The sequence below is a fragment of the Microbulbifer donghaiensis genome, assembly GCF_900129095.1.
Taxonomy (GTDB): domain Bacteria; phylum Pseudomonadota; class Gammaproteobacteria; order Pseudomonadales; family Cellvibrionaceae; genus Microbulbifer; species Microbulbifer donghaiensis.
Genome location: NZ_FQVA01000004.1, coordinates 157,793 through 181,764, shown reverse-complemented (window position 1 = coordinate 181,764; position 23,972 = coordinate 157,793). Strand labels below are relative to the sequence as shown.

Annotated in this window: 18 protein-coding genes; 12 read left to right on the top strand and 6 right to left on the bottom strand. The window is 61.4% G+C overall.

Going from position 1 to position 23,972, the window contains the following annotated elements:
* The first annotated feature begins 16 nt into the window (after positions 1-16).
* Both serA and rarD read left to right on the top strand, forming a co-directional pair.
* Positions 17-1,264: a phosphoglycerate dehydrogenase gene (gene serA / locus BUC36_RS14530; protein ID WP_073276417.1), complete on the top strand. Its 1,248-nt coding sequence runs from the start codon at positions 17-19 to the stop codon at positions 1,262-1,264.
* 126 nt (positions 1,265-1,390) lie between these two features.
* Positions 1,391-2,302 (top strand): EamA family transporter RarD, encoded by a 912-nt coding sequence (gene rarD, locus BUC36_RS14525; RefSeq protein WP_234995009.1) that lies wholly within the window; start codon positions 1,391-1,393, stop codon positions 2,300-2,302.
* Positions 2,303-2,368: 66 nt separating this feature from the next.
* Here the strand turns inward: rarD and BUC36_RS14520 are convergent, their stop codons facing one another.
* The 3 genes from BUC36_RS14520 to BUC36_RS14510 all read right to left on the bottom strand — a co-directional run bounded on the left by BUC36_RS14520 (position 2,369) and on the right by BUC36_RS14510 (position 5,867).
* Positions 2,369-3,352 (bottom strand): alpha/beta hydrolase, encoded by a 984-nt coding sequence (locus tag BUC36_RS14520; RefSeq protein WP_073276415.1) that lies wholly within the window; start codon positions 3,350-3,352, stop codon positions 2,369-2,371.
* A gap of 177 nt (positions 3,353-3,529) precedes the next feature.
* Positions 3,530-4,594: a class II fructose-bisphosphate aldolase gene (gene fba, locus BUC36_RS14515; RefSeq protein WP_073276413.1), complete on the bottom strand. Its 1,065-nt coding sequence runs from the start codon at positions 4,592-4,594 to the stop codon at positions 3,530-3,532.
* 109 nt (positions 4,595-4,703) lie between these two features.
* Positions 4,704-5,867, bottom strand: a complete 1,164-nt coding sequence (locus BUC36_RS14510) for a phosphoglycerate kinase (RefSeq protein WP_073276411.1) — start codon at positions 5,865-5,867, stop codon at positions 4,704-4,706.
* A gap of 215 nt (positions 5,868-6,082) precedes the next feature.
* Here BUC36_RS14510 and BUC36_RS14505 point away from each other — a divergent pair, with 215 nt between their 5' ends.
* From BUC36_RS14505 to BUC36_RS14480, 6 genes are all read left to right on the top strand, one after another.
* Positions 6,083-6,277 carry a CPXCG motif-containing cysteine-rich protein gene (locus BUC36_RS14505; protein ID WP_073276620.1) on the top strand — a complete coding sequence of 65 codons (195 nt, stop codon included), beginning with the start codon at positions 6,083-6,085 and terminating at the stop codon, positions 6,275-6,277.
* Positions 6,278-6,420: 143 nt separating this feature from the next.
* Positions 6,421-6,819, top strand: coding sequence for a globin (locus BUC36_RS14500; RefSeq protein WP_073276409.1), 399 nt, complete (start codon positions 6,421-6,423; stop codon positions 6,817-6,819).
* Between the two features lie 298 nt (positions 6,820-7,117).
* Positions 7,118-9,946 (top strand): M16 family metallopeptidase, encoded by a 2,829-nt coding sequence (locus BUC36_RS14495; RefSeq protein WP_084536096.1) that lies wholly within the window; start codon positions 7,118-7,120, stop codon positions 9,944-9,946.
* A gap of 413 nt (positions 9,947-10,359) precedes the next feature.
* Positions 10,360-11,937: a S8 family serine peptidase gene (locus BUC36_RS14490; protein WP_073276407.1), complete on the top strand. Its 1,578-nt coding sequence runs from the start codon at positions 10,360-10,362 to the stop codon at positions 11,935-11,937.
* A 148-nt stretch (positions 11,938-12,085) separates the two neighbouring features.
* Positions 12,086-12,316 carry a DUF350 domain-containing protein gene (locus BUC36_RS14485; protein WP_073276405.1) on the top strand — a complete coding sequence of 77 codons (231 nt, stop codon included), beginning with the start codon at positions 12,086-12,088 and terminating at the stop codon, positions 12,314-12,316.
* 4 nt (positions 12,317-12,320) lie between these two features.
* Positions 12,321-13,154, top strand: a complete 834-nt coding sequence (locus BUC36_RS14480) for a transglutaminase domain-containing protein (protein WP_073276403.1) — start codon at positions 12,321-12,323, stop codon at positions 13,152-13,154.
* 105 nt (positions 13,155-13,259) lie between these two features.
* Here the strand turns inward: BUC36_RS14480 and BUC36_RS14475 are convergent, their stop codons facing one another.
* Positions 13,260-15,668 carry a zinc-dependent metalloprotease gene (locus tag BUC36_RS14475; protein WP_084536094.1) on the bottom strand — a complete coding sequence of 803 codons (2,409 nt, stop codon included), beginning with the start codon at positions 15,666-15,668 and terminating at the stop codon, positions 13,260-13,262.
* Positions 15,669-15,887: 219 nt separating this feature from the next.
* Here BUC36_RS14475 and BUC36_RS14470 point away from each other — a divergent pair, with 219 nt between their 5' ends.
* Positions 15,888-16,676 (top strand): DUF2884 family protein, encoded by a 789-nt coding sequence (locus BUC36_RS14470; RefSeq protein WP_073276401.1) that lies wholly within the window; start codon positions 15,888-15,890, stop codon positions 16,674-16,676.
* A gap of 62 nt (positions 16,677-16,738) precedes the next feature.
* Here the strand turns inward: BUC36_RS14470 and gap are convergent, their stop codons facing one another.
* Positions 16,739-17,758 (bottom strand): type I glyceraldehyde-3-phosphate dehydrogenase, encoded by a 1,020-nt coding sequence (gene gap / locus BUC36_RS14465; protein ID WP_073276614.1) that lies wholly within the window; start codon positions 17,756-17,758, stop codon positions 16,739-16,741.
* Between the two features lie 134 nt (positions 17,759-17,892).
* Positions 17,893-19,893, bottom strand: a complete 2,001-nt coding sequence (tkt, locus tag BUC36_RS14460; protein WP_073276399.1) for a transketolase — start codon at positions 19,891-19,893, stop codon at positions 17,893-17,895.
* A 249-nt stretch (positions 19,894-20,142) separates the two neighbouring features.
* Here tkt and BUC36_RS14455 point away from each other — a divergent pair, with 249 nt between their 5' ends.
* From BUC36_RS14455 to ahcY, 3 genes are all read left to right on the top strand, one after another.
* Positions 20,143-21,132, top strand: a complete 990-nt coding sequence (locus BUC36_RS14455) for a metalloregulator ArsR/SmtB family transcription factor (RefSeq protein WP_234995008.1) — start codon at positions 20,143-20,145, stop codon at positions 21,130-21,132.
* A gap of 89 nt (positions 21,133-21,221) precedes the next feature.
* Positions 21,222-22,442: a methionine adenosyltransferase gene (gene metK, locus BUC36_RS14450; protein WP_073276395.1), complete on the top strand. Its 1,221-nt coding sequence runs from the start codon at positions 21,222-21,224 to the stop codon at positions 22,440-22,442.
* Between the two features lie 120 nt (positions 22,443-22,562).
* On the top strand, positions 22,563-23,948 hold the full coding sequence (gene ahcY / locus BUC36_RS14445) for an adenosylhomocysteinase (RefSeq protein WP_143187003.1): 1,386 nt from the start codon (positions 22,563-22,565) through the stop codon (positions 23,946-23,948).
* The last annotated feature ends 24 nt before the right edge of the window (positions 23,949-23,972 follow it).

Here is a 23,972-nt window from a genome sequence, read left to right as displayed (position 1 = left end):
CGTCAAGAGAGTGTTTATGGCTCTGCCCAATTTCGATCAAAAAGAGTCTCTGCAAAAAGACAAAATCCGCATTCTGCTGCTGGAGGGCGTGCACCAGTCCGCCATCGACCTGCTGGCGTCTCGCGGCTACACCAATATCGAGTTCCTCAAGACCTCGCTGCCGGAAGAGCAGTTGATCGAGAAGATTGCCGACGCCCACTTTATCGGTATCCGCTCCCGCACCCAGCTGACCCGCAAGGTACTGGAGAATGCGCACAAACTGATCGCTATCGGCTGCTTCTGCATCGGCACCAACCAGGTGGACCTGCAGGCGGCGACGGAGCTGGGCATCGCAGTGTTCAACGCGCCCTATTCCAATACCCGCAGCGTGGCCGAGCTGATTATCGCTGAGACCATTTTCATGCTGCGCGGCATTCCCGAGAAAAATGCGGTGTGCCACCGCGGCGGCTGGCTCAAGTCGGCGACCGGCTCCTACGAGGCGCGCGGCAAGACCCTGGGCATTGTCGGCTACGGCGCCATCGGCTCCCAGGTATCCGTGATGGCGGAGGCCATGGGCATGCGCGTGGTCTTTTTCGATGTGATCACTAAGCTGCCGCTGGGCAACGCCACCCAGATCCACTCCCTCGACGAGCTGCTGGCCGAGGCGGACGTGGTGTCCCTGCACGTGCCGGAGCTGCCATCTACCAAGATGATGATCGGCGCCAAGCAGATTGCGCAGATGAAACCCGGCGCTATCCTGCTGAACGCGTCCCGCGGCACTGTCGTGGAGATCGAGGCGCTGGCGGAAGCACTGAAGAGCGGCCACCTGGCCGGCGCGGCCATCGACGTATTCCCGGTGGAGCCGCGCGGCAATGAAGACGAGTTCGTATCGCCACTGCGCGGTATCGACAATGCGCTGCTGACGCCACACGTGGGCGGTTCCACCATGGAGGCGCAGGAAAATATCGGCACCGAGGTCGCGGAAAAGCTGGCCCACTATTCCGACAACGGCACCACCACCAGCTCCGTCAACTTCCCGGAAGTGGCCCTGCCCGGCCATGTGGGTGCCCACCGCCTGCTGCACATCCACAAAAACGTGCCCGGCGTGCTGAGTGCCATCAACCAGGTATTCTCGGACAACAAGATCAACATTTCCGCACAGTTCCTGCAAACCAATGAGACTCTCGGCTACGTGGTGATCGACGTGGATGCCGAGTACTCGGACCTGGCGATGGAGAAGCTGAAGAATGTGCCGAATACCCTGCGCTGCCGCGTGCTGTTCTAACGCGGCACGCACCTGACTTTCCTGCAACTTTCCCTGTAGAATCCGCGCTACAAAATGGCGGGCGGCATTCCAGCCGCCCGCCAGATTCTCTCCCCTTCGGCCCATCGGCCCAATCTGCGAGTTACCGTGCACAACAGAGACGACTCCGCCGCGACCGGCCTGCTCGCCGGTATTGCCGCCTTTCTCTTCTGGGGACTGGCGCCGCTGTACTTCAAGCTGCTCGAAGGTATTCCCTCCACGGAAATACTTGCACACCGGAGTATCTGGGCGCTGGTGCTGGCGCTGATCATCCTCGTATTGATCGGTAAGCTGGGGGATTTCCGCGCAACGCTGCGCGACCATAGAAAAATGCGCACACTCGCGCTGTCCGCGCTGCTGATCGGCAGCAACTGGCTGGTGTTCATCTGGGCCATCACCAACCAGCACCTGCTGGACGCCAGCCTCGGCTATTACGTCAACCCGCTGATCAGCGTGTTGCTGGGCGTGCTGGTGCTGGGAGAAAGGCTGCGCCGATTGCAGTGGGTCGCCGTCGGCCTGGCGGCAGTCGGCATCGGCTGGTACCTGTTGCAGTTCGGGCGGTTACCGCTGGTCGGGCTTTTTCTGGCACTGACGTTCGGCTTCTACGGCCTGGTACGCAAGCGCGCGCCGGTGGACAGCCTGACCGGTCTCGCCGTGGAGACCCTCTTTATGCTGCCACTCGCTCTGGCCTACCTGGTCTGGAGCACTAGCCCCAGCAGCAATCCACTGAACAACAGCTGGCAGTTGAATGGCCTGCTGCTGCTCGCCGGCCCCATCACGCTGACGCCCCTGCTGCTGTTCAATATCGCCGCGCGGCGGCTGAACCTGTCGACGGTGGGATTCTTGCAGTACATCGCGCCGACACTGCAGCTGCTGGTCGCGGTCATGCTGTTCCACGAGCCGTTTGACCACGACACACTGATGACCTTTACCTTCGTGTGGCTGGGACTGCTGCTCTATTCGGTGGATGCACTGGCGCAGCGGCGGAAACTGCAGTTACAGCAGAAGGCAGTGGTTTAACTGCGGCCTGATTCCTTCGAGGAACAGGCGCAGCGGCGCCCTCCTCGCTGAGGAGCGCAATTCAAATTAAGCATTCAGCCAGTCGTCCAGCGCCTTCAGTATCTGGTGCCGGAATGGCTGGGTCTCGTTGATCATCTGGTGGCGGGCACCGCGAATGATCACCCGCTTGCTGTTGGGGAAGCGGTCGCGGATGGCGCGCATGTTGTAGCGCCAGGACACCGTCTCGTCACCGGTGCCCTGCACGACCAAGATGGGCTTGGGGTTTTTCGCGGTTTTCGGGAAGATCTTCAGCCAGTCCACCATGGCGCCGAGCCAGCGCATCGACATCACCGGCGACTGCAGCGGATCCCGGTGCGCCTGGCGACGCACGAACTCTGCATCGTGGGTGTTGATATTGAAACCGCGATTGGGTGCGACCAGGAAGAAGCGGCCCAGGTAGTACATCCACTTGCGCACATGCCAGCGCGCCGGGCGCACCAGCGGCGCCAGCAGGAATACCTTGTCGAATGGCTGCCAGCTGCTGTACTGCAGATAGGCCAGCAGTGCAGCACCGCCGGTGCTCTGCCCCAGCGCGTGCCAGGGGCCCGGCAGTTTGTCGCGGGCTCTCTGCAGCAGTGCATCCAGCACCTGGCGATACTGCAGGAAGGTATCGATGGCCACCGGCTCACCGCTGGAGAGGCCGTGGCCGGGGAAATCGAAAATCACCACGTTCAGGTCGCGTTCGAGACCAAAGCGCACGGCGGCGCCGTAGATGCCGGTGTGGTCGAAATAGCCGTGGCAGATAAACAGGGTGCCGCGCGGCTTGTCCACCAGCCAGTACTGGGCCACCAGTTCGAAGCCGCAGGCGGTGAAAGTGCCGACGCCGGTTTTGCTCGCGCGCGGAAACTGCAGGTCGTAGTAGTTGCGGTATTCCTGCAGCGCCGGCAGCAGCGGGCCTTCATCGTTGGCGCTGAAATCCAGTTCCGCTAATTGCTGACGCAACGCCGAGTAATCCGGCCGCTTGAGTACCGGGCTGTGTTCGACGGTGGTGATGTCTTGCAGTAGATCCATTGAGTCAATGGTACTGCATTTTCACGGCGGGGGAATCGACTGGCTGTTGCGCCGGATACGAAATGGGTGGACGCCCGCTCCAACCATTTAGAGGATGTCGTCATGCCGGCGCAGGCCGGCATCCAGTTTAGTGGCACCTGGGTTCCGGCCTGCGCCGGAACGACGACAAATCAACCTTTACTTGATCTGCGGCTCCAGTTCACCGGCGACGTAGCGCTGGCTCATGGCGTCCAGGCTGATCGGGCGGATCTTGCTGGCGTTACCGGCAGTGCCGAAGGCCTCGTAACGGGCCACGCAGATATCCTTCATCGCATCCAGCGCCACCTTGTAGAATTTGCGCGGATCGAACTCTGACGGGTTCTGCGCCAGGAAGCGGCGGGTCGCACCGGTGGAAGCCAGGCGCAGGTCGGTATCTATGTTGACCTTGCGCACGCCGTGCTTGATGCCCTCGCAGATCTGCTCGACCGGCACGCCGTAGGTTTCCGGAATCTCACCGCCGAACTCGTTGATCACTGCCAGCCACTCCTGCGGTACCGAGGAAGAGCCGTGCATCACCAGGTGGGTGCCGGGAATGCGCGCGTGGATCTCCTTGATGCGGTCGATCGCGAGGATGTCGCCGGTGGGCGGGCGGGTAAACTTGTAGGCGCCGTGGCTGGTGCCGCAGGCGATCGCCAGGGCGTCCACCTTGGTCTTCTGTACGAAATCCGCAGCCTCTTCCGGGTCGGTCAGCAGCTGGTCGTGGGACAACACACCCTCGGCACCGACACCGTCTTCCTCGCCGGCCATGCCGGTTTCCAGGGAACCCAGGCAGCCCAGCTCACCCTCGACGGAAACGCCACAGGCGTGGGACATCTCCACCGCGCGCTTGGTCACGTCGATGTTGTATTCGTAGGAGGCCGGGGTCTTGCCGTCCTCCTGCAGGGAGCCGTCCATCATCACCGAGCTGAAGCCCAGCTGGATGGAGCGCTGGCACACCGCCGGGCTGGTGCCGTGATCCTGGTGCATCACCACCGGAATTTCCGGGAACTCCTCGATGGCGGCGAGGATCAGGTGGCGCAGGAAGGGCGCGCCGGCGTATTTGCGTGCGCCGGCGGAGGCCTGCACGATCACCGGGGAGTCGGTCTGCCGCGCCGCTTCCATGATCGCGCGCATCTGCTCCAGGTTGTTGACGTTGAATGCGGGCACGCCGTAGCCGTGCTCGGCGGCGTGATCCAGCATTTGGCGCAAGCTGATAAGGGCCATGAAACTTTCCTTTCTCGTCTGAATTTAAAATCTTTCTTTTGTATTTTTATTTCGTCATCCCGGCGCATGCCGGAATGACGGTGTGTTAGTTAATCGTCGGCGCGGGCCTTTATCCGTTGGCGCGACTTTCCAGCATCGCCACCGCGGGCAGGGTCTTGCCCTCTACGTATTCGAGGAAGGCGCCACCGCCGGTGGAAATATAGGAGACTTTGTCGGCGATGCCGTACTTGTCCACCGCAGCCAGGGTGTCACCGCCGCCGGCAATGGAGAAGGCGTCGCTGTCGGCGATCGCCTGGGACAGGCGCTCGGTGCCGCCACCGAACTGGTCGAATTCGAACACCCCCACCGGGCCGTTCCAGATAATGGTCTTCGCCTCTTTGAGAATCTCCGCGAGTTGGGCCGAGGACTGCGGACCGATATCGAAGATCATGTCGTCGGCGGTCACCTGGTCGGCGGACTTGGTCTCGGCGGCGGCGGACTCGCTGAATTCCTTGCCGGTCACCACGTCCACCGGCAGCGGGATATCGCACTGCTGCATCAGCGACTTGGCGGTATCCACCAGATCGTGCTCGCACAGGGACTTGCCCACCGGCTTGCCGCAGGCGGCGAGGAAGGTGTTGGCGATGCCGCCGCCGACGATCAGCTGGTCCACCTTGTCGGCGAGGGTTTCCAGCACGGTCAGCTTGGTCGACACCTTGGAACCGCCGACGATCGCCACCATCGGGCGCGCCGGCTCGGCCAGGGCCTTCTCCAGCGCATCGAGTTCTGCCGCCAGCAGGGGGCCGGCACAGGCCACCGGCGCGAACTTGGCCACACCGTGGGTCGAGGCCTGGGCGCGGTGCGCGGTGCCGAAGGCGTCCATGACGAAGATGTCGCACAAGCCGGCGTAGGCCTTGGCCAGCGCATCGTCGTCCTTCTTTTCACCCGGATTGAAACGCACGTTTTCCAGCAGAGCCACTTCGCCATCGGCCAGCTGGACACCGTCGCGCCACTCCTTGATCAGCGCGACATCGCTGCCGAGCAGCTTGCCAAGGTGCGCGGCCACCGGTGCCAGGGAGAACTCTTCCGCGTACTCGCCCTCGGTGGGGCGGCCCAGATGGGACATCAGCAGCACCTTGGCGCCGGCATCGATGGCGGCCCGGATGGTGGGGAGCGCAGCGCGAATGCGCGCATCCGAGGTGACAGCCCCGTCTTTTACCGGGACATTCAGATCTTCGCGGATCAGTACCCGCTTGCCCGCCAGGTCCAGATCCGTCATCAATTTAACCGCCATTCGCCAATCCCCCGTAGCTCGCTGTAGATAAAGTGGGCGCGGATTATATCGCCACCGCCTGCCGGGCGGCAGCCCGCGCGGAGTATATCAAGCCGTTCTGTAGTTGAATTACCACAGGGCGGTCGCGGCGCCCTGATAACGCTGTCATTTCATCCCCCTGACGCCGCGGTACAATTGTCCCGAGCATTCAACGCCTAGCCGCGGAGGTGGCGCCGGTGGACTATCTGGAGGAATGCAGCGCGCCCTGCCCATACTGCGGCGAAGTCATCACGCTGCTGGTGGATTTCTCTGCGGGTACACAGACCTATATCGAGGACTGCTCGGTATGCTGCCGGCCGATCGTCATCCGCTTGACGGAAAACGCAGACGGCTCCCTGGATGTCCGCCTGCAGCACGAGAATGAAACCTGAAGCCCGCCGAGCGATTTGCCGATAAAGACCTTCCCGCCGATTTCCCCGCCCGCTAGAATCCGCGCGCCAAACCCACACAAAATCTAAGTCTTTTCACCCCTGGCATTGAACCGCCAGGGCCGTACCTACAGGGAGTTTTGCCAATGGGAACCGCGGATAGCGATATCGTCTTTCAGAGCTATGGGCGCTGTTGCAACAACGAGCAGTTTTTTGTCGACTTTTACGACCGCTTTATGGGCAGCTCCGACGAAGTCCGCGCGCTGTTTGTCGATACCGACATGAAGCAACAGCGCCACCTGTTGCGCAACGGCATCATGCAACTGGTAATGCATGCCCGCGGTATGCCGGACAGCAAACTGCGTGCCCTGGGGCAGAGCCACTCGCGCAATGGTTACAACATTCGCCCGGAGTGGTACCGCCTGTGGCTCGACGCCCTGCTGGACACACTGCGCCAGCACGACGGGGAATTTTCCGCTGAGGTGGAGTCGGCATGGCGCCGCGCCATCCTGCCGGGTATCGAACTGATCCGCGACGCCTACTGATCTGCCTGAAAAAAACTTTTCAGCGGCCCTTTATTTCGCTCGGCCTGCCTGAAACCGGTTTGCCAGCGGTGGACCGGCCCGGTATAAAGTCCGCACGGAAGTCGCCGCCCAGGTGTTTGCAAGCAGCGCAGCAATGGCGTTTCTATTGGCTCACGGATGTGCCGCCACCGGCCAGTGTTACCGGTGCAGAACGACAATGAGCAGAGCAATCGGTTTTCTGCCCCCTTACTCGTCAGCGGTCTCCGAAGCCCATCCGGGACGGCGGCTTCAGGATCAAAAAATAAGTAAGGAAACCGCCATGAAAACCGTACGTCCGTACTGGATACCCCTGACGCTGTCGCTGGCGATAGCCGCCTGCGGAGAGGCACCGCAAGGTAACAAAACCACCAATATTGAATCGCTGCCCGCACCGACTGCGGCAACCAGTGCCGCAGAAGTCGCCGACGCGCTGCATATCCCCCACGAAAAATTCACCCTGCCCAACGGTCTGCGCGTCATCGTGCACGAGGACCGCAAGGCGCCGATCGTCTCCGTGGGTGTCTGGTACCACGTCGGCTCCAAGGATGAGAAACCCGGGCGCACCGGCTTCGCCCACCTGTTCGAGCACCTGATGTTCAATGGTTCGGAAAATTACGACGACGAATTCTTCAAGCCGTTTGAACAAGCCGGCGCCACCGGCATGAACGGGACAACATGGCTGGACCGCACCAACTATTTCGAAACCGTGCCCAGCAATGCTCTGGATATGGCGCTGTGGATGGAGTCGGACCGCATGGGCCACCTGCTCGGCGTTATCACCCAGGAGAAGCTCGACGAGCAGCGCGGCGTGGTGCAGAACGAGAAGCGTCAGGGACAGAACCAGCCCTACGGCAAGGTCTGGGAAAAAATGCAGGCCGCCATTTTCCCCGAGGGTCACCCCTATTCCTGGACCACCATTGGCTCCATGGAAGACCTGGACTCGGCTGCACTGGAAGACGTACACGAGTGGTTCAAGACCTACTACGGCGCCGCCAATACCGTGCTGGTACTGGCCGGTGATATCGATGTGGAAACCGCAAAGGAAAAGGTGGGCAAATACTTTGCGGATATTCCCGCGGGCCCGCCGCTGATCAAGAAAAAGGCCTGGATCGCCAAGCGCGACCAATCCAGCCGCGACCAGATGTTCGACCGAGTCGCCCAGTCGCGCATCTACAAGGTCTGGAACGCCCCGAACCTGGGTCACGAGGACGCCAACGCCATGGCCCTGGCGGCCGCGGTACTGGGCGACGGCAAGAACTCGCGCCTCTACGAGCGCCTGGTGTACAAGGACCAGATAGCCACCAGCGTCAACGTCGCCCTGTACGAGTTCGAGTTGTCGTCCATCTTCCAGGTCATCGCCGATGCCAAGCCCGGCGTCGAGCTGGCCAAAGTGGAAGCGGCCATCGAGGAGGAGCTGCAGAGATTCCTCGAAGAAGGCCCGACCGCCGAGGAACTGGCGCGGGTCAACATGAGCGAGTACGCGGCTTACGCGCGCGACCTGGAACAGGTGGGCGGCTGGAGCGGCAAGGGTGTGATCCTGGCCCGCGGCGAGCTCTACCTGAACAACCCCAACGGTTACCTGGATGCCATCGCCGAAAAGCAGCAGCTGACCCCACAGCAGGTGCAGGGCGCCGCGCAGGAGTGGCTGTCCAGCGGCGACTACAACCTGGAAGTGCACCCCTTCCCCGAGTACAAGGTCGCGGACAGCGGCGCCGATAGATCCAAACTGCCGGACACCGGTGAGTTTCCGTCGGTGCCCTTCCCCGAGCTGCAGACCGCGGAGCTCTCCAACGGCCTCAAGGTGATTCTGGCGGAGCGCAACTCCGTACCGGTGGTGGACATGCGCCTGATCTTTGACGCCGGCTACGCCGCCGACCAGGGACAGAAGCTGGGCACCTCCAGTTACGCCATGTCGATGCTAAAAGAGGGCACCGCCAGGCTGAGTGCGCTGGAGATCAGCGCCAAAGAAGAAATGCTCGGTGCGCGTATTGGCACAGGTGCCGATATCGACACTGCGACAGTGAGCCTGAATGCGCTGACCGGCAACCTGGATGATTCCATGGCGCTGTACGCCGATATAGTGCTGCGCCCGGCCTTCGCCAACGAGGAAATAGAGCGCAAGCGCAGCCGTTGGATCGCGGGCATTCAGCAGGAAAAAACCAAGCCGGTGCAGATGGCGCTGCGCAGCCTGCCACCGCTGCTGTACGGGGCGGACCATGCCTACGGCGTGCCCTTTACCGGCAGCGGCACCGAAGCCTCCATCGGGTCGCTGACCCGCGAGGACCTGCTCAACTACCACCAGACATGGATGCGCCCGGACAACGCCACGCTGGTCGCGGTGGGTGATATCACCATGGATGGACTGGTGCAGAAACTGGAAAACCATTTTGCCGACTGGCGTGCGCCCGAAGCCGCCCTGCCGCAGAAGAACCTGGCAAAAGTCGCGCACCCGCAGCAGGCCAGTGTCTACCTGATCGACAAGCCGGACTCCGAGCAGTCCATCATTATCGGCGGCCTGCTCGCGCCCTCGGAGAAGATCGCCGAGCGCGAGGCGCTGCATATGATGAACGATATCCTCGGCGGCACCTTCACCGCGCGCATCAATATGAACCTGCGCGAGGAGAAGCACTGGGCCTACGGTGCCTACTCGTTCATGACCGGCGCCAAGGGGCAGCAGCCACTGCTGGTCTACGCACCGGTGCAGACCGACAAGACCAGTGAGTCCCTGGCGGAACTGCAGAAGGAGCTACGGGCCTACATCGGCGATAAGCCGGCAATGGCCGCAGAGCTGCAGAAGGTAAAAGACAAGCGCATCAACGAACTGCCCGGGCGCTTCGAAACTATCGCGGCGGTATCCGGTGCAGTTTCAGACATGATCACCTACGAGCGCCCACTGAATTATATGGATGGCTACGCGGAGCAGATTCGCGGCGCAAATCTCGACAACATCCACGCGCTGGCGCGAAAGACGATCAAGCCGGAGCAGTTTATCTGGGTCATCGTCGGCGATAAGGCAAAAATCGAGGCAGGTGTTCGCGATCTGAATATCGGCCCGATCGTGGAGCTGGATGCAGACGGCAAGCAGGTTCCCAGCCTGGCATCGAATTAAACTTCTTACAGCAGCGGCCCGTGGCGGCGGTCGAAAGCGGTTTTTTACTGCGGACGACCGTGCGGCCATGGGCCGTTTTTTATTTTTGAAGTGACACCGGGGTAAACCAGAACCGGCTGGTATCAGGATGTACAAATGTACCAAACTTATCCGAGACCCCGATAAGTTCGACGATACTAACGATCTGTTCCTCAGCAAAACAGGCGCCAAAATTCCACCACATTCTAAGTTTGCCAACCCCGTCACGACTGCTAGATTTTCTAGTTGGCGAAAGCCCGCAAGTTGCTATTTTTCGATTTCCTCCACCTGCAGTCGGCACCGTTGCTCCCAATGACCCTTTAGGGAAAAAAGGTCGCCGGGTGGCCACAACATCAATAACGATAGAAATTCAGGCCTATTCTGGAGCTTTTCTAATGAGAAACACCTTGTCGATATTTGCCGCTGGCGCAATTGCGCTGGCCGTATCTGCGCAAGTAAACGCGGCAGACGAGCGTTACATCATCAAATTCAAAAATGGCAAAGGCGCTGCCGTCAAAGCGCAAATGCAGCAAAACGGTGGCCGTTCGGCCCTGGCGCTGGACAAGCACAATGCGTTCGCCGCGCACCTGCCGCAAAAAGCGCTGCAGGCGCTACAGAACAATCCCAACGTCGAATACGTCGAAGAGGACGTGAAGCGCTACCTGCTGTCCCAGGAAGTTCCCTTCGGCATTCCGATGGTACAAGCGGACCAGGTCAGCGACGGCGTAGCCGGCAACCGCACCGTCTGTATCATCGACTCCGGTTATGACATTTCCCACGAAGATCTGTCCGGCAACGCCGTTTCCGGCAGTAACGATTCAGGCACCGGCAACTGGTACGAAGACCAGAACAGCCACGGCACCCACGTGGCGGGCACCATCGCCGCGATGAATAACGGTGTCGGCGTCGTCGGCGTACTGCCGAACAGCAATATCAACCTGCATATCGTCAAGGTGTTCAATGCCGACGGCTGGGGCTACTCGTCCTCGCTGGTGGCAGCCGCAGACGCCTGTGTCAGCAACGGCGCCAATGTGATCAACATGAGCCTCGGTGGTGACCGCGCCTCCAAGACCGAAGAACGCGCCTTCGCCGACATCTACGCCAACAACGGCGTCCTCTCCATTGCCGCCGCCGGCAACGACGGCAATACCCGCCACTCCTACCCGGCCTCCTACGACTCCGTGGTTTCCGTTGCGGCCATCGACAGCAACAAGGTAATTGCGGACTTCTCCCAGCAGACAGACCAGGTCGAAATGGCCGGTCCCGGCGTCGATGTACTGTCCTCTGTGCCAGTAGGCATGGGCCTGTCCACGACGCTGACCGTCGGCGGCGGCGATATTGAAGCCACCGGCATGGAAGGCAGCCCGATGGGCTCCGCGACCGGCGCCCTCGAAGACTGCGGCACCGGCGAGTCCGCCTGCACCAGCGCCGCCGGCAAGGTGTGCCTGATCCAGCGCGGCAATATCAGCTTTGCCGACAAGGTGCTCAACTGTGAGGCCGGTGGCGGTATCGCTGCGGTGGTCTACAACAATGAGCCGGGCATGCTCAACGGCACACTGGGCGAGACTGTCACCAGCATCCCCTCCGCCGGCATCTCCGACACCGATGGTGCGGCGCTGCTGAACCAACTCGGCGCCAGCACCACACTCGCCATCGAGGCGAGTGACTACGCCTACTTCAACGGCACCTCCATGGCGACACCGCACGTGGCCGGCGTGGCGGCTCTGGTGTGGAGCCACTACCCCAACTGCGCGCCGGGCGAGATCCGCGCGGCCCTGAACGCGACCGCCGAGGACCTCGGTGCAGCCGGCCGCGATAACGCCTACGGCAACGGTCTGGTACAGGCCATGGACGCCGTTAACTACCTGGGCGCCAACGCCTGTACCGGCACCAACCCCGGTGACGGCGGCGGCACCGGTGGCGGCGGCAATGGCGGCGGTGGCAAAGGGGGCGGCAAGCCCAAGAACCGCTAACCATTTCCTGCTGAAATAAAAAGCAGAAACTTAAGGGGCCCTCGGGCCCCTTTTTCAATTCTTTTCCCTGCTCGCTCCGACGCGATAATCACCGGCAATGCAGCGGATATGGTTTAATAGCCGGCCGAATTTTCTACCGAACAACACTATGCAACTGGAATTCCTTACCGCCACCCTGTTCAACCTGGGCATCAACCTGCTGTACACATTGCTCGCCCTGTTTATCGGCATAGTCGCGCTGATCGCGATCGACAAGAAGCTGCTGAAGCATGTCGATATCGAGGGTGAACTGAAAAACGGCAATATTGCGGTGTCGATATTTGCCTCGACGATTCTGATTTTTGTCGCGATCATTATTTCATTCGGGCTGAAAGGTTAACGGCGTGCGCCACTGGATCGTTCCCTGTTTGTTGGGCGTCGCGCTGCTACTGCCGGAACTGCTGCGCAATGCCGCAGAACAGCCGCGGGAAAGCCGCGCGCCGACACAACAGATAGAAGGCGAAATACACCGCGACTTTGGAAGCGACTCGACCTCAACGGAGAACTACCGGGACCGCCAGCACGGCGTGGTACGCGTAACCGGTACCAGCCAGCCGCTGCCGGAAGAAACCATTCAACAGATTGTCGCCAAGCGCAGCACCGAACAGAGCGCCTATGTATCTGTCTGGAACTGGCAGGGCATCCCCATGGTGACCGCCTCCGCGCGCGGCCTCGACAGCAAGCACCACTTCGCCAACAGCTATCTGGTGGGCTTCCGCCCATTCAAGACCAGTCAGCTGTGGGTACCGCTCTATACCCTGGCGATCCGCAAGGAGTACCAGTACGACCACCTGCAGTACGCCGGTCTTTCCGATATCTGGCAGACCTCGCGCCAGGCGTTTTACCAGAAGCGCGGCGACTGTGAGGATCACGCGATACTGCTGGCGGACTGGCTGATTGAACTGGGGGTCGATGCGCGGGTGGCGCTGGGAACCCACAACGGCCAGGGGCACGCCTGGGTAGTGGCGATCGTGGACAACAAGGAATACCTGCTGGAAGCCACCAGCAAGCGGCGCCAGTCCAGCTGGCAGGCCATGCCGCTGGCGGAACTGGCCGAGGGCTATGAAGCGGAATTTCAGTTCAACCGCAATTTTTTCTGGGCCAAAAAGGATTCCGGCCCGACGCGGAAATATCGCGGCAGCCACTGGATCAAGAAATCGCAGTTTATCCGCAGCTGATGCCCGCCCATTTGTAGGAGGCTGTTTGCAGGCGAATATTCGCAAAGCCTCCCTGGCCTTCCATTCGCCTGCAAGCAGGCTCCTACCAGCTCTTCTCGCCTTCCATTAAATAGGCGAGCCCGGCGGCATTGCCTTCAGGTCTCCGGCTTCCACTTTTAATTCGCCATCCATAAAGGCACCGATGCGCTGCGCCTGGTAGTAGTAGTGCGCGCTGTAACCCTGCGGATCGTCACCAAACAATTTCATCCGCCCCATGGCCTGCTGGAATTTCGCCAGCTGCAGGCTCGCCTTGGCGCGCACGGATTCGGACGCTTTCTTGTCGCTCGCCAGCAACATCAGGCGCTGGATATACACGTGATTGACGCGCTGATGGATAGTCGCCTGCAGCCCGGAGTATTTGCCCGAATCCAGTGCCAGCCCGGTCAACTTGTCGAGCAGAAAATCAAACCCGGGAATTTCACTGCTGCGCGCGTGTTGCTGGCCCATGCGCGCAGCGCGCTGTGGATCGAGCAGGATCGCGAGGGTGTGACCGGCAGCGGCCTCACTCATGGCCACCGCATCGAAGGCGACACCGGTGTAGGACGGGAAGCTCTCGTCGGTGCGCGCGAAGCCATAGGACTTGGGTGGCAACAATTGCAGCACTCGTTCCGGCAACGTCAGGAATTCAGGGTTCAGGGTATTGAGCAGCGCGTCTATCGCCTGCTGCTGCCGCTCTGCCGGCACCAGCGTATAGCTGTTCTGATCGGCGCTGTTGTACAGATAGTCATAGTCAAGGCCACCGATCAGTTTGCCGACGGCTTCCGCCTGGTAACGGTGCCCGTAATAGACGGGTACCAGTGTCTCCTCGAGGGAGGAGCGCGGTGCATCCTGTGGGTTGGCCGCAGTGGAGAAGTTGTCCAGCGCGTGGCGGCGCAGCTCGACCATACGCGCGAATTCCGCCAGCGGCTCCTGGCCGTTATCCCACAGGTGGGAAACCGCGTGCGCGTTGTTGATCGCGCGGGAATCCGGATCGGAGATGAAACGTAGCTTCTGCGCCTCCGCTTCGGCAATCACGCCCGCGAGGTACTTCTGTTCGTCGGCGCCATTGCCGTAGCCACTCTCTCCATAACCATAGCGAATCGCCAGCTTGTCCCAGGCGCCGATACCACTGGCGTAGGCCTCGGCCAGTTCCAGCTTATCCCCCTGCAGCGATACCAGCGGCGCCGGGTAGTCCATCACCGAGGCGCGCGCATCGATGCTGGCGGCGAAGTTGTGGGCCAGTCCCAGCGTGTGGCCGACCTCGTGGGCCGAGAGCTGGCGGATGCGCGCCAGCGCCATTGCCTTCAGTGCCGCGGTATCGGCACTTTCGTTGCCGTACGGTTGCAGCAGGCCCTGGGCGATCAGGAAGTCCTGGCGTACCCGCAGCGATCCGAGGGTGACGTTGCCCTTGATGATCTCGCCGGTACGCGGATCGGCGATCGAGTAACCGTAGGACCAGCCGCGGGTGGAGCGGTGTACCCAATTGATGACGTTGTAGCGCACATCCAGCGGATCGACATCCTCCGGCAGTATTTCCACCCGGTAGGCATTCTTGTAGCCGGCGGCCTCGAAGGCCTGATTCCACCAGCTGGCCCCCTCTACCAGTGCGCTGCGCACCGGCTCCGGCACGCCGGAATCCACGTAGTAGACAATCGGCTCCACCGCTTCGTCACTGCCGGTTTTCTTCTCCAGGCGGTGCCGGTAGATCAAGCGCTGGTCCAGCGGCTGATCGATCGCGGTGGCGTAGTCCCGGTACTCGAACGGGAAGTAACCGCTGCGGCTGTGGAAGCGACGCGGCTGATACGCATCGTCCGGCAGCTCGACCAGGGAGATATGCTGGCGCAGAGACACCAGTGTCGGCGTCGGCACCACCTCCTGCAGGTACTTGCCCGGCTGGCTGCCGGCAAAGGTCAGCTGCGCCTCGAATTCACTGTTGTTGGGGAAGTTCTTCGTGCGCGGCAGGTAGATCGCGGACTTGGACGGATCGACGCTGTAGGCGCCCTGCTCGGTCTGCTTCAGGCGCGCGGCGATACCGTGCTGATCACTCAGCAGGAAGGGGGTGAAATCCACCAGCACACGCTCGTCGTCCAGTGCCAGCGCCTCGAAGCCCCAGAGTACCGACGACGCAAACGCCTCCGCCACCGCGCGCCGCTCGGCGGCATTGTCCGACTGGGCGCGGTACTTCAGGTTCAGCTGGTGCAGCAGCACCTTGTTGCCCGACCGCTCGAACTTCACCAGACGGTTGTCCCCCACCTGGTTGCGGTCCAGCCCCACCGGATTGGAACCCAGCCCCTGGGCCAGGCCGGTCAGCAGCAGGAACTCGCGATCGAAGTCGGCGATCTCCAGTAATATGCGGCCGGAATCGTCATCCCAGTAGAAGTCCTGGTAGCCGGCATGCTTTTCCATACCGGCGGTGTACTCGGTGATGGTTTTGGCCTGGGTGGCCAGGCTGAGCAGTGCCAGGCATGCCGCGAAGATCATCCTGCGTATCGACATATGCTGTCCCCAACTTATTAGATTTCTAGGAGAGCCCCGGCCTGAACCAGGGGGGGCATTCGGGTAGTCCGGTAGGTTAACATTTAATCTGCCATTGGTGGCATGCCCCGCCTGACCGTCCATAAGAAAGGGGGAGCAAAAAAATGCATCCGCTACTGCATCCGAATCTGCACCCCACATCGTCCATCAGGTAATAAGGAAAATCCGGAGACCAAGTTCATGTGGAAGCCACTGGCCATCTCAACCCTGATCGCCACGAGTGCCGCGGCACACGCCGGGGACATTCACCTCAATATCTCGGATGAGGAACAGTGCAACGCCGAACTGAACTACTCAGTCCGGGTCGGGCCAGACTTCTTCGAGGCGCGCAAGGACAAGGGCGACGCCGCGGTAATGGTCCGCTACCAGTCTCCAACAGAACTGGTTGTCGACGGCGAGACAGTGCAACTCAATGAACAGCAGCAACAGCTGGTACGGGATTACCAGCAGCGACTGCACGGTACCGGGCGAGAGATACTGCTGATCTCCCTGGAGGCCGTGGATATCGCGCTGAACGGCATGTCTGCGGCAATCACCGTACTCGCCGGCAAGGACCACCCGGACAATATCGAACTGAAACAGACCTCTGACGAGATCCTGCGCCGCGCCGAAGAGCGCCTGAACCGCGAGGGCGAGATCTATACGCTTGGCGACCCGGATATCGATGCCTTTATCGAGCAGGCAGTCGAAGAGGAATTCGAGCCGAAAATCGAAAAGCTGGCGATGGAATCAGCCGGCACCATTGCCTGGCATGCCTTAAAAGCGGTATTCACCGGCGGTCGCAGTATCGAGCACGAAGCCGAGCAGATGGCGGAAGAGATTGAGCAAGAGGTGGAGCAGCGGGCCGAGGGCCTGGAAATGCGCGCCGCGGGACTGTGCCAGCAGCTCGAGGCCATCGACCGTATCGAGAGCGAACTGCAACAAACCATTCCCGCCCTGGCACCCTACGATTTCGTCGCGATTAGATAGTTGACCCTACCCCCCAAGCAAGTGGTCGGCCGCCCCAGGGCGGCCTTTTTTTAAGGCCCGCACTACGAGGCGAATTTGGCCAATCGTTGAGCCACATCCAACATTCGATTCGCAAACCCCCACTCGTTATCAAACCAGATCAGGATCTTCACCAGCTTGCCACCGGCCACGCGAGTCTGGCTGGCATCGACGATGCCTGAGCGGGCATCGTGATTGAAGTCGCAGGAAGCGAGGGGTTCTTCGGTGTAGCCGAGCACGCCGGCAAATTCGTTTTGCGCGGCGGATCTGAGCAGATCGTTGACCTCGGCCTGGGTGACCGACTTGTGCAGCTGTACGGAAAGGTCAATGGCCGAGACGTTGACCGTGGGTACGCGCATAGCCTGGGCTTCGAACCGGTCGGCCAGGTGCGGCAGAATACGCTCGATACCCCGCGCAAGCCCGGTATCGACTGGAATGATGGAAGTCACGGCGGAGCGGGTCTTGCGCAGATCGGTGTGATGGTAGGCATCGCTCACCGGCTGATCGTTCATCGCCGAGTGAATGGTAGTAATTACACCGGCGTCGATACCGAACGCCTTATCCAGTGCGGCGATCACCGGCACACTGCAATTGGTGGTGCAGGACGCGGCGGAAATAATTTTCTCATCGCCGGTCAGGCTGGTGTCGTTGACACCGTAAACGATGGTCGCATCCACGTCGCGACTGGCGGGCTGTGAAAACAGCACTTTCTTCGCACCGGCTGTCAGGTGCAGCTCGGCGCGTTCGCGCTCGCTGAAGCTGCCGGTGCACTCCAGCACAATATCCACACCCTCTGTTGACCAGTCCAGGTCTTCCAGCCGCTCGCAGTGGGTCACCGCGATACGGTCGCCGTTGACGATCAGGACATCCGCCTCAACCGATACGTCGCCGAGGAAGCGGCCGTGTACGGAATCGTATTTGGTCAGGTGGGCAATGGTGGCGCAGTCGGCCAGTTCGTTGATGGCCACTATTTGCATACGATCGCGGCTGCCGGACTCATAGAGCGCACGCAGTACGGAGCGGCCGATGCGGCCGTAGCCATTAATGGCGAGTCGGACAGTCATGGGGCAGTAGCCGGTATTGGCATGGGATACAGACTCCGGTGCAATCTGGATTCCGGCCTGCGCCGGAATGACGGCTCCAATCAATATTGGGCGTCATGCCGACGACTGCCGGCATCCAGATGTACTAGAAGCAATTACTTCAGCAGTTTGTCCACAGCTTCCGCGACCTTGTCGACAGTAAAGCCGAAGTACTTCATCAAGTCACCGGCCGGCGCAGATTCGCCAAAGGAACTCATGCCGATAATAGCTCCGTCGAAGCCGACGAACTTGTACCAGTAGTCCTTGTGACCTGCTTCGACCGCGACGCGCGCGCGCACCGCGGACGGCAGTACCGACTCGCGGTAGGACTCGTCCTGTTCCATAAACAGCTCGGCACACGGCATGGAGACCACGCGAACCTTTTTATCGCCCAGCTTTTCCTTCGCCGCCATCGCAAGTTCCACTTCGGAACCTGTGGCGATGATGATCGCATCCGGTGTGCCGTCACAGTCGGCCAGGACATAACCGCCCTTCTCGATCTGCGCCAGCTGCACGTCGTCGCGCTGCTGCGGCGCCAGGCCCTGGCGGCTGAAGATCAGCGCGCTGGGGCCGTCCTTGCGGGCCACGGCCGCTTTCCAGCTCACCGCGGATTCGGTGGCGTCGCAGGGGCGCCAGGTGTGCAGGTTCGGCGTGGCGCGCAGTGCGGTCAGCTGTTCCACCGGCTGGTGAGTGGGGCCGTCTTCGCCGAGGCCGATGGAATCGTGGGTATAGACAAAAATCACACGCTGCTTCATCAGCGCCGCCATGCGCACCGCATTGCGGGCGTATTCCATAAACATCAGGAAGGTCGCACCGTAGGGCACGAAGCCGCCGTGCAGGGCGATACCGTTCATGATCGCGCTCATGCCGAACTCGCGCACGCCGTAGTAAACGTAGTTGCCGGACGCGTCGTCGGCGGTCACGCCCTTGGAGTCGGACCAGATGGTGAGGTTGGAGCCGGCCAGGTCGGCGGAGCCGCCGAGGAATTCCGGCAGCAGCGGGCCGTAGGCATTGAGCGCATTCTGGCTCGCCTTGCGGGAGGCGATCTTCTCGGCGCCCTGCTGGCACTGCTTAATGTACTCGTCGGCTTTCAGCAGGAAGTCTGCCGGCAGCTCGCCACTCATGCGGCGCTCGAATTCCGCCGCCAGATCCGGAAACTCCTCGCGGTAGTCGGCGAGAATGTCTTTCCACTCATCTTCCTGAGCTTCACCCTTGCCGCGCGCATTCCAGGATTCGGCAATGGCTTCCGGGACTTCGAACGGCGCATATGGCCAGTTGATGGTTTCGCGTACCAGCGCGATCTCGTCGTCGCCCAGTGGCGCGCCGTGACACTCCTCGCGACCCTGCTTGTTCGGCGAGCCGAAGCCGATCACGGTCTTGCAGCAGATAATGGTGGGCTTGCCTGTTTCCGCACGCGCTTCTTCAATCGCCGCCTTGATGGCTGCGGGGTCGTGGCCGTCGACGCCCGGAATCACGTGCCAGCCGTAGGATTCAAAGCGCTTGGGTGTGTCGTCGGTGAACCAGCCCTCGACCTCACCGTCGATGGAGATGCCGTTGTCATCGTAGAAGGCGATCAGCTTGCCCAGGCCCAGGGTGCCGGCCAGGGAGCAGGCCTCGTGGGAGATCCCCTCCATCAGGCAACCATCGCCCATGAACACATAGGTGTGGTGGTCGATCAGCTCGTAGCCGGGGCGGTTGAACTGCGCCGCCATCACCTTCTCTGCGAGCGCCATGCCCACCGCGTTGGTGATGCCCTGCCCCAGTGGACCGGTGGTGGTCTCGACCCCCGGCGCGTAGCCGTATTCCGGGTGACCCGGGGTCTTGGAGTGCAGCTGGCGGAAGTTCTTCAGCTCGTCGATCGGCAGCTCGTAGCCGGACAGGTGCAGCAGGGAATACAGCAGCATGGAACCGTGACCGTTGGAGAGCACAAAGCGGTCGCGGTCGGCCCAGTCGGGGTTGGCCGGGTTGTGTTTCAGGTAGTCATTCCACAGCACTTCGGCGATATCCGCCATGCCCATGGGCGCACCGGGGTGGCCGCTATTGGCTTTCTGGACCGCATCCATGGACAGGGCGCGGATGGCGTTGGCCTTTTCTGTGCGAGACGGAGTAGAAGACATAGGGGAGCTCTCTGGTTCTCAGATGGGCCGCGGACTGGCTCTTGATGGTCCCGAAGAACCAGAGAGTCCGCAACGACGAAAATGGGGGCGTATTTTCCCGTAATCGCCGGGCGGGCGCAAAGGCCGCAGGATCGATTTCTGCCTCGTGGCGACAACATTCTCCTAACCCGGCACTCAACTGCATGCTCCGCACAACTGCATCAAAATAATTTTATGCAGCTATATCAAAATATTTTGATATAGCTGAACATGACTGCTAGACTCGCGGCCATGCCCGAGTCCAATAGCACCCCTAATAGCACAGCGGAATCCAGCCCCGGCGCCGAGATCCCGCTGCTGGCGGCGACCCTAAAGGCCGCCGGCGACCCGCTGCGGCTCGAGATTCTGCGCCTGCTGAGCCAGGACTCCTACAGTGTGCTGGAGCTGTGCCGCATCTTCGACCTGCGCCAGCCGGCACTCAGCCACCACCTGAAGGTTCTGGCTCAGGCGGGGCTGGTGAGCAAGCGCCGCGAGGGCAACAGCCTCTTTTACCGCCGCGCCGGTAACAGCCCGCTGCTGCTGCAGCTATTCGCCAGCCTGGACCAGCTGCCGCTGTCCGCCGAGCGGGCGCTATCGGTGGCGCGGATCGCCGAAGAGCGCGGCGAGGCGTCGCGGCGCTTCTTCGCCGACTACGGCAACCGTTTCCGCGAACAGCAGGAACTGATCGCCAGTTATAGCGTTTACGGCCCCCAGGTGGCACAGCTGCTGAAGCCGGGCCGTCACGCCATTGAGGTGGGCCCCGGCGAGGGCGAGTTCCTCGAGGAGCTGACTTCTCGGTTCAGCACCGTCACCGCCCTGGACCTTTCGTCCACTATGCTGGAGCGCGCGCAGGCCTTCGCCGACGAAGAGGGGCTCCGCAATATCGAGTTTGTCTGCAGTGATACCCGCGCTGCGGCTGCGCGCCCGGGCAGTGCCGACAGCATCGTCGTGAACATGGTGCTGCACCACACTCCGGAGCCGGCGCAGATCTTCCGCGATCTGCACACGGCGCTGAAAGACGGCGGCCAGCTGCTGGTGGCGGAACTGCAAGACCACCGCCAGGACTGGGCGCGGGAAGCCTGTGGCGACCTGTGGCTCGGATTTACCCCGGAGCAGCTGACCGACTGGGCTGAGTATGCCGGACTGGTCAACGGGCGCAGCGTCTACAGTGCATTGCGCAATGGCTTCCAGATCCAGATTCGAGAATTTATCAAACCCTGACGGGGCACCGTCAGAGCCGGAATATTGAAATAACCGCCCGCGGCGGAATAAATGGAGCGCAAAGCAGCGCTATCAACGGAGACCATCACATGAGTGAATACAGACTGTTTACCTCGGAGTCCGTATCCGAAGGGCACCCGGACAAGATTGCCGACCAGATTTCCGACGCGGTACTGGATGCGCTGCTGGCGCGCGACAAGCAGGCGCGCGTGGCCTGTGAAACCCTGGTGAAGACCGGTATCGCGGTCATCGCCGGCGAGATCTCCACCACCGCCTGGGTCGACCTGGAAGACCTGGTGCGCAAGGTAATCACCGAGATCGGCTACACCTCTTCCGACGTCGGCTACGACGGCGAGACCTGCGGCGTGATCAACGTGATCGGCAAGCAGTCCGTGGATATCGCCCAGGGCGTCGACCGCGCCAAGCCGGAAGACCAGGGTGCCGGCGACCAGGGCCTGATGTTCGGCTATGCCACCGACGAGACCCCGACCTTTATGCCGGCGCCGGTCTACTACGCCCACCGCCTGGTGGAGCGCCAGGCGGAAGTGCGCAAGTCCGGCCTGCTGCCGTGGCTGCGCCCGGATGCCAAGAGCCAGGTGACCTTCCGCTACGACGAGCACGGCAAGCCCTGCGCCATCGACGCGGTGGTTCTGTCCACCCAGCACAACCCGGACGTCAGCCAGGATGACCTGCGCGAGGCGGTGCTGGAGTTGATCGTGCACCACGTGCTGCCGGCGGAGTGGCTGCACGAGGACACCAAGTACCATATCAACCCCACCGGCAAGTTCGTCATCGGCGGTCCGGTCGGTGACTGTGGTCTGACCGGGCGCAAGATCATTGTCGACACCTACGGCGGCTCCGCCCGTCACGGCGGCGGTGCCTTCTCCGGCAAGGATCCGTCCAAGGTGGACCGCTCTGCCGCTTACGCCGGCCGCTACGTGGCAAAAAATATCGTTGCCGCCGGCCTGGCCAAGCGCTGCGAAATCCAGGTGTCCTACGCGATCGGCGTGGCCGAGCCCACCTCGGTATCCATCAATACCTTCGGTACCGGGGCGGTGAGTGAGGACAAACTGATTGAGCTGGTGCGCGAGAACTTCGACCTGCGTCCCTACGCCATCTCCAAGGCGCTGGACCTGCTGCACCCGATGTACCAGCTGACTGCCGCCTACGGCCACTTCGGCCGCGAGCCGTTCACCCACACCTACAACTGGGTGGATAGCAATGGCGAGGAGCGCAGCGAGACTTTCACCGCCTTCCCGTGGGAGAAGACCGACAAGGCGGCCGCACTGCGCGAACAGGCAGGTTTGTAAATAAGAAATCCGCGCGATTGTGCGGTAGGAGTCTGCTTGCAGGCGAATGGTTGCGGCGTTACGCCTCTTTCGCCTGCAAGCAGGCTCCTACAAGAAAAGATTGAGTTAATTGGAAAAAAGATGAATCAGATGAGCACCGAATTCAAAGACTTCAAAGTAGCCGACATAACACTCGCCGACTGGGGTCGCCGTGAAATCGAAATCGCCGAGGGCGAAATGCCGGCACTGATGACACTGCGCGAAAAGTACAAGGCCGAGCAGCCGTTAAAAGACGCGCGCATCATGGGCTGTATTCACATGACGATTCAGACCGCGGTACTGATCGAAACCCTGGTGGCCCTGGGTGCGGAAGTGCGCTGGTCGTCGTGCAACATTTTCTCCACCCAGGACCACGCCGCCGCAGCCATCGCCGCCAGCGGTATTCCGGTATTTGCCTGGAAGGGTGAAACCGAAGAGGAATACGAGTGGTGCCTGGAACGCACCGTGGGCGCGGACGTGGCCGGCTGGCAGCCGAACATGATTCTCGACGACGGCGGCGACCTGACCGAACTGCTGCACCGCGAATACCCGCACATCCTCGACAAATGCCACGGCATCAGCGAGGAGACCACCACCGGCGTGCACCGCCTGCAGGAAATGCTGCGCGAGGGCACACTGAAAGTGCCGGCAATCAACGTCAACGACGCCGTGACCAAGAGCAAGAACGACAACAAGTACGGCTGCCGCCACAGCCTGAACGATGCCATCAAGCGCGCCACCGACCACCTGCTGGCCGGCAAAAAAGCATTGGTCATCGGCTACGGTGACGTGGGCAAGGGTTCCGCCGCCTCCCTGCGCCAGGAAGGCATGATCGTAAAAGTTTCCGAAGTGGATCCGATCTGCGCGATGCAGGCGTGTATGGATGGCTTCGAACTGGTTTCTCCGTACATTAACGGTATCAACACCGGCACCGCCGACGGCATTAACAAGGAGCTGCTGGCAAGCACCGACCTGATCGTGACCACTACCGGCAACACCAACGTCTGCGATGCGCACATGCTGTCCGCGCTGAAGAGCGGCGCGGTGGTGTGCAACATCGGTCACTTCGATAACGAAATCGATACCGCTTACATGCGCAAAAACTGGCAGTGGCAGGAAGTGAAGCCGCAGGTACACAAGGTAATCCGCAACGCGGACACCAACGACCACCTGCTGCTGTTGTCCGAGGGCCGCCTGGTGAATCTGGGCAACGCCACCGGCCACCCCAGCCGCATCATGGACGGCTCCTTCGCCAACCAGGTGCTGGCACAGATCCACCTGTACAAAGAGAAGTTCGCCGACCTGCCGGCAGACCAGAAGGTTTCCGCGCTGTACGTGCGGGTACTGCCGAAGCAACTCGACGAGGAAGTCGCCCGCTACATGGTGCAGGGCTTCGACGGCGTGATCACGCGCATGACCGAAACCCAGGCGAAATATATCGGCGTGTCTGTCGAAGGGCCCTACAAGCCGGAAAGTTACAAGTATTAATCTACCCCGGACTGGATGCCGGCC

Excerpts from the sequence above, each read along its gene's own strand:
- serA (WP_073276417.1), top strand. The coding sequence starts at position 17 with ATGGCTCTGCCCAATTTCGATCAAAAAGAGTCTCTGCAAAAAGACAAA.
- BUC36_RS14520 (WP_073276415.1), bottom strand. The coding sequence starts at position 3,352 with ATGGATCTACTGCAAGACATCACCACCGTCGAACACAGCCCGGTACTC.
- fba (WP_073276413.1), bottom strand. The coding sequence starts at position 4,594 with ATGGCCCTTATCAGCTTGCGCCAAATGCTGGATCACGCCGCCGAGCAC.
- BUC36_RS14510 (WP_073276411.1), bottom strand. The coding sequence starts at position 5,867 with ATGGCGGTTAAATTGATGACGGATCTGGACCTGGCGGGCAAGCGGGTA.
- BUC36_RS14500 (WP_073276409.1), top strand. The coding sequence starts at position 6,421 with ATGGGAACCGCGGATAGCGATATCGTCTTTCAGAGCTATGGGCGCTGT.
- BUC36_RS14495 (WP_084536096.1), top strand. The coding sequence starts at position 7,118 with ATGAAAACCGTACGTCCGTACTGGATACCCCTGACGCTGTCGCTGGCG.
- BUC36_RS14490 (WP_073276407.1), top strand. The coding sequence starts at position 10,360 with ATGAGAAACACCTTGTCGATATTTGCCGCTGGCGCAATTGCGCTGGCC.
- BUC36_RS14485 (WP_073276405.1), top strand. The coding sequence starts at position 12,086 with ATGCAACTGGAATTCCTTACCGCCACCCTGTTCAACCTGGGCATCAAC.
- BUC36_RS14475 (WP_084536094.1), bottom strand. The coding sequence starts at position 15,668 with ATGTCGATACGCAGGATGATCTTCGCGGCATGCCTGGCACTGCTCAGC.
- BUC36_RS14470 (WP_073276401.1), top strand. The coding sequence starts at position 15,888 with ATGTGGAAGCCACTGGCCATCTCAACCCTGATCGCCACGAGTGCCGCG.
- gap (WP_073276614.1), bottom strand. The coding sequence starts at position 17,758 with ATGACTGTCCGACTCGCCATTAATGGCTACGGCCGCATCGGCCGCTCC.
- tkt (WP_073276399.1), bottom strand. The coding sequence starts at position 19,893 with ATGTCTTCTACTCCGTCTCGCACAGAAAAGGCCAACGCCATCCGCGCC.
- BUC36_RS14455 (WP_234995008.1), top strand. The coding sequence starts at position 20,143 with ATGACTGCTAGACTCGCGGCCATGCCCGAGTCCAATAGCACCCCTAAT.
- metK (WP_073276395.1), top strand. The coding sequence starts at position 21,222 with ATGAGTGAATACAGACTGTTTACCTCGGAGTCCGTATCCGAAGGGCAC.
- ahcY (WP_143187003.1), top strand. The coding sequence starts at position 22,563 with ATGAATCAGATGAGCACCGAATTCAAAGACTTCAAAGTAGCCGACATA.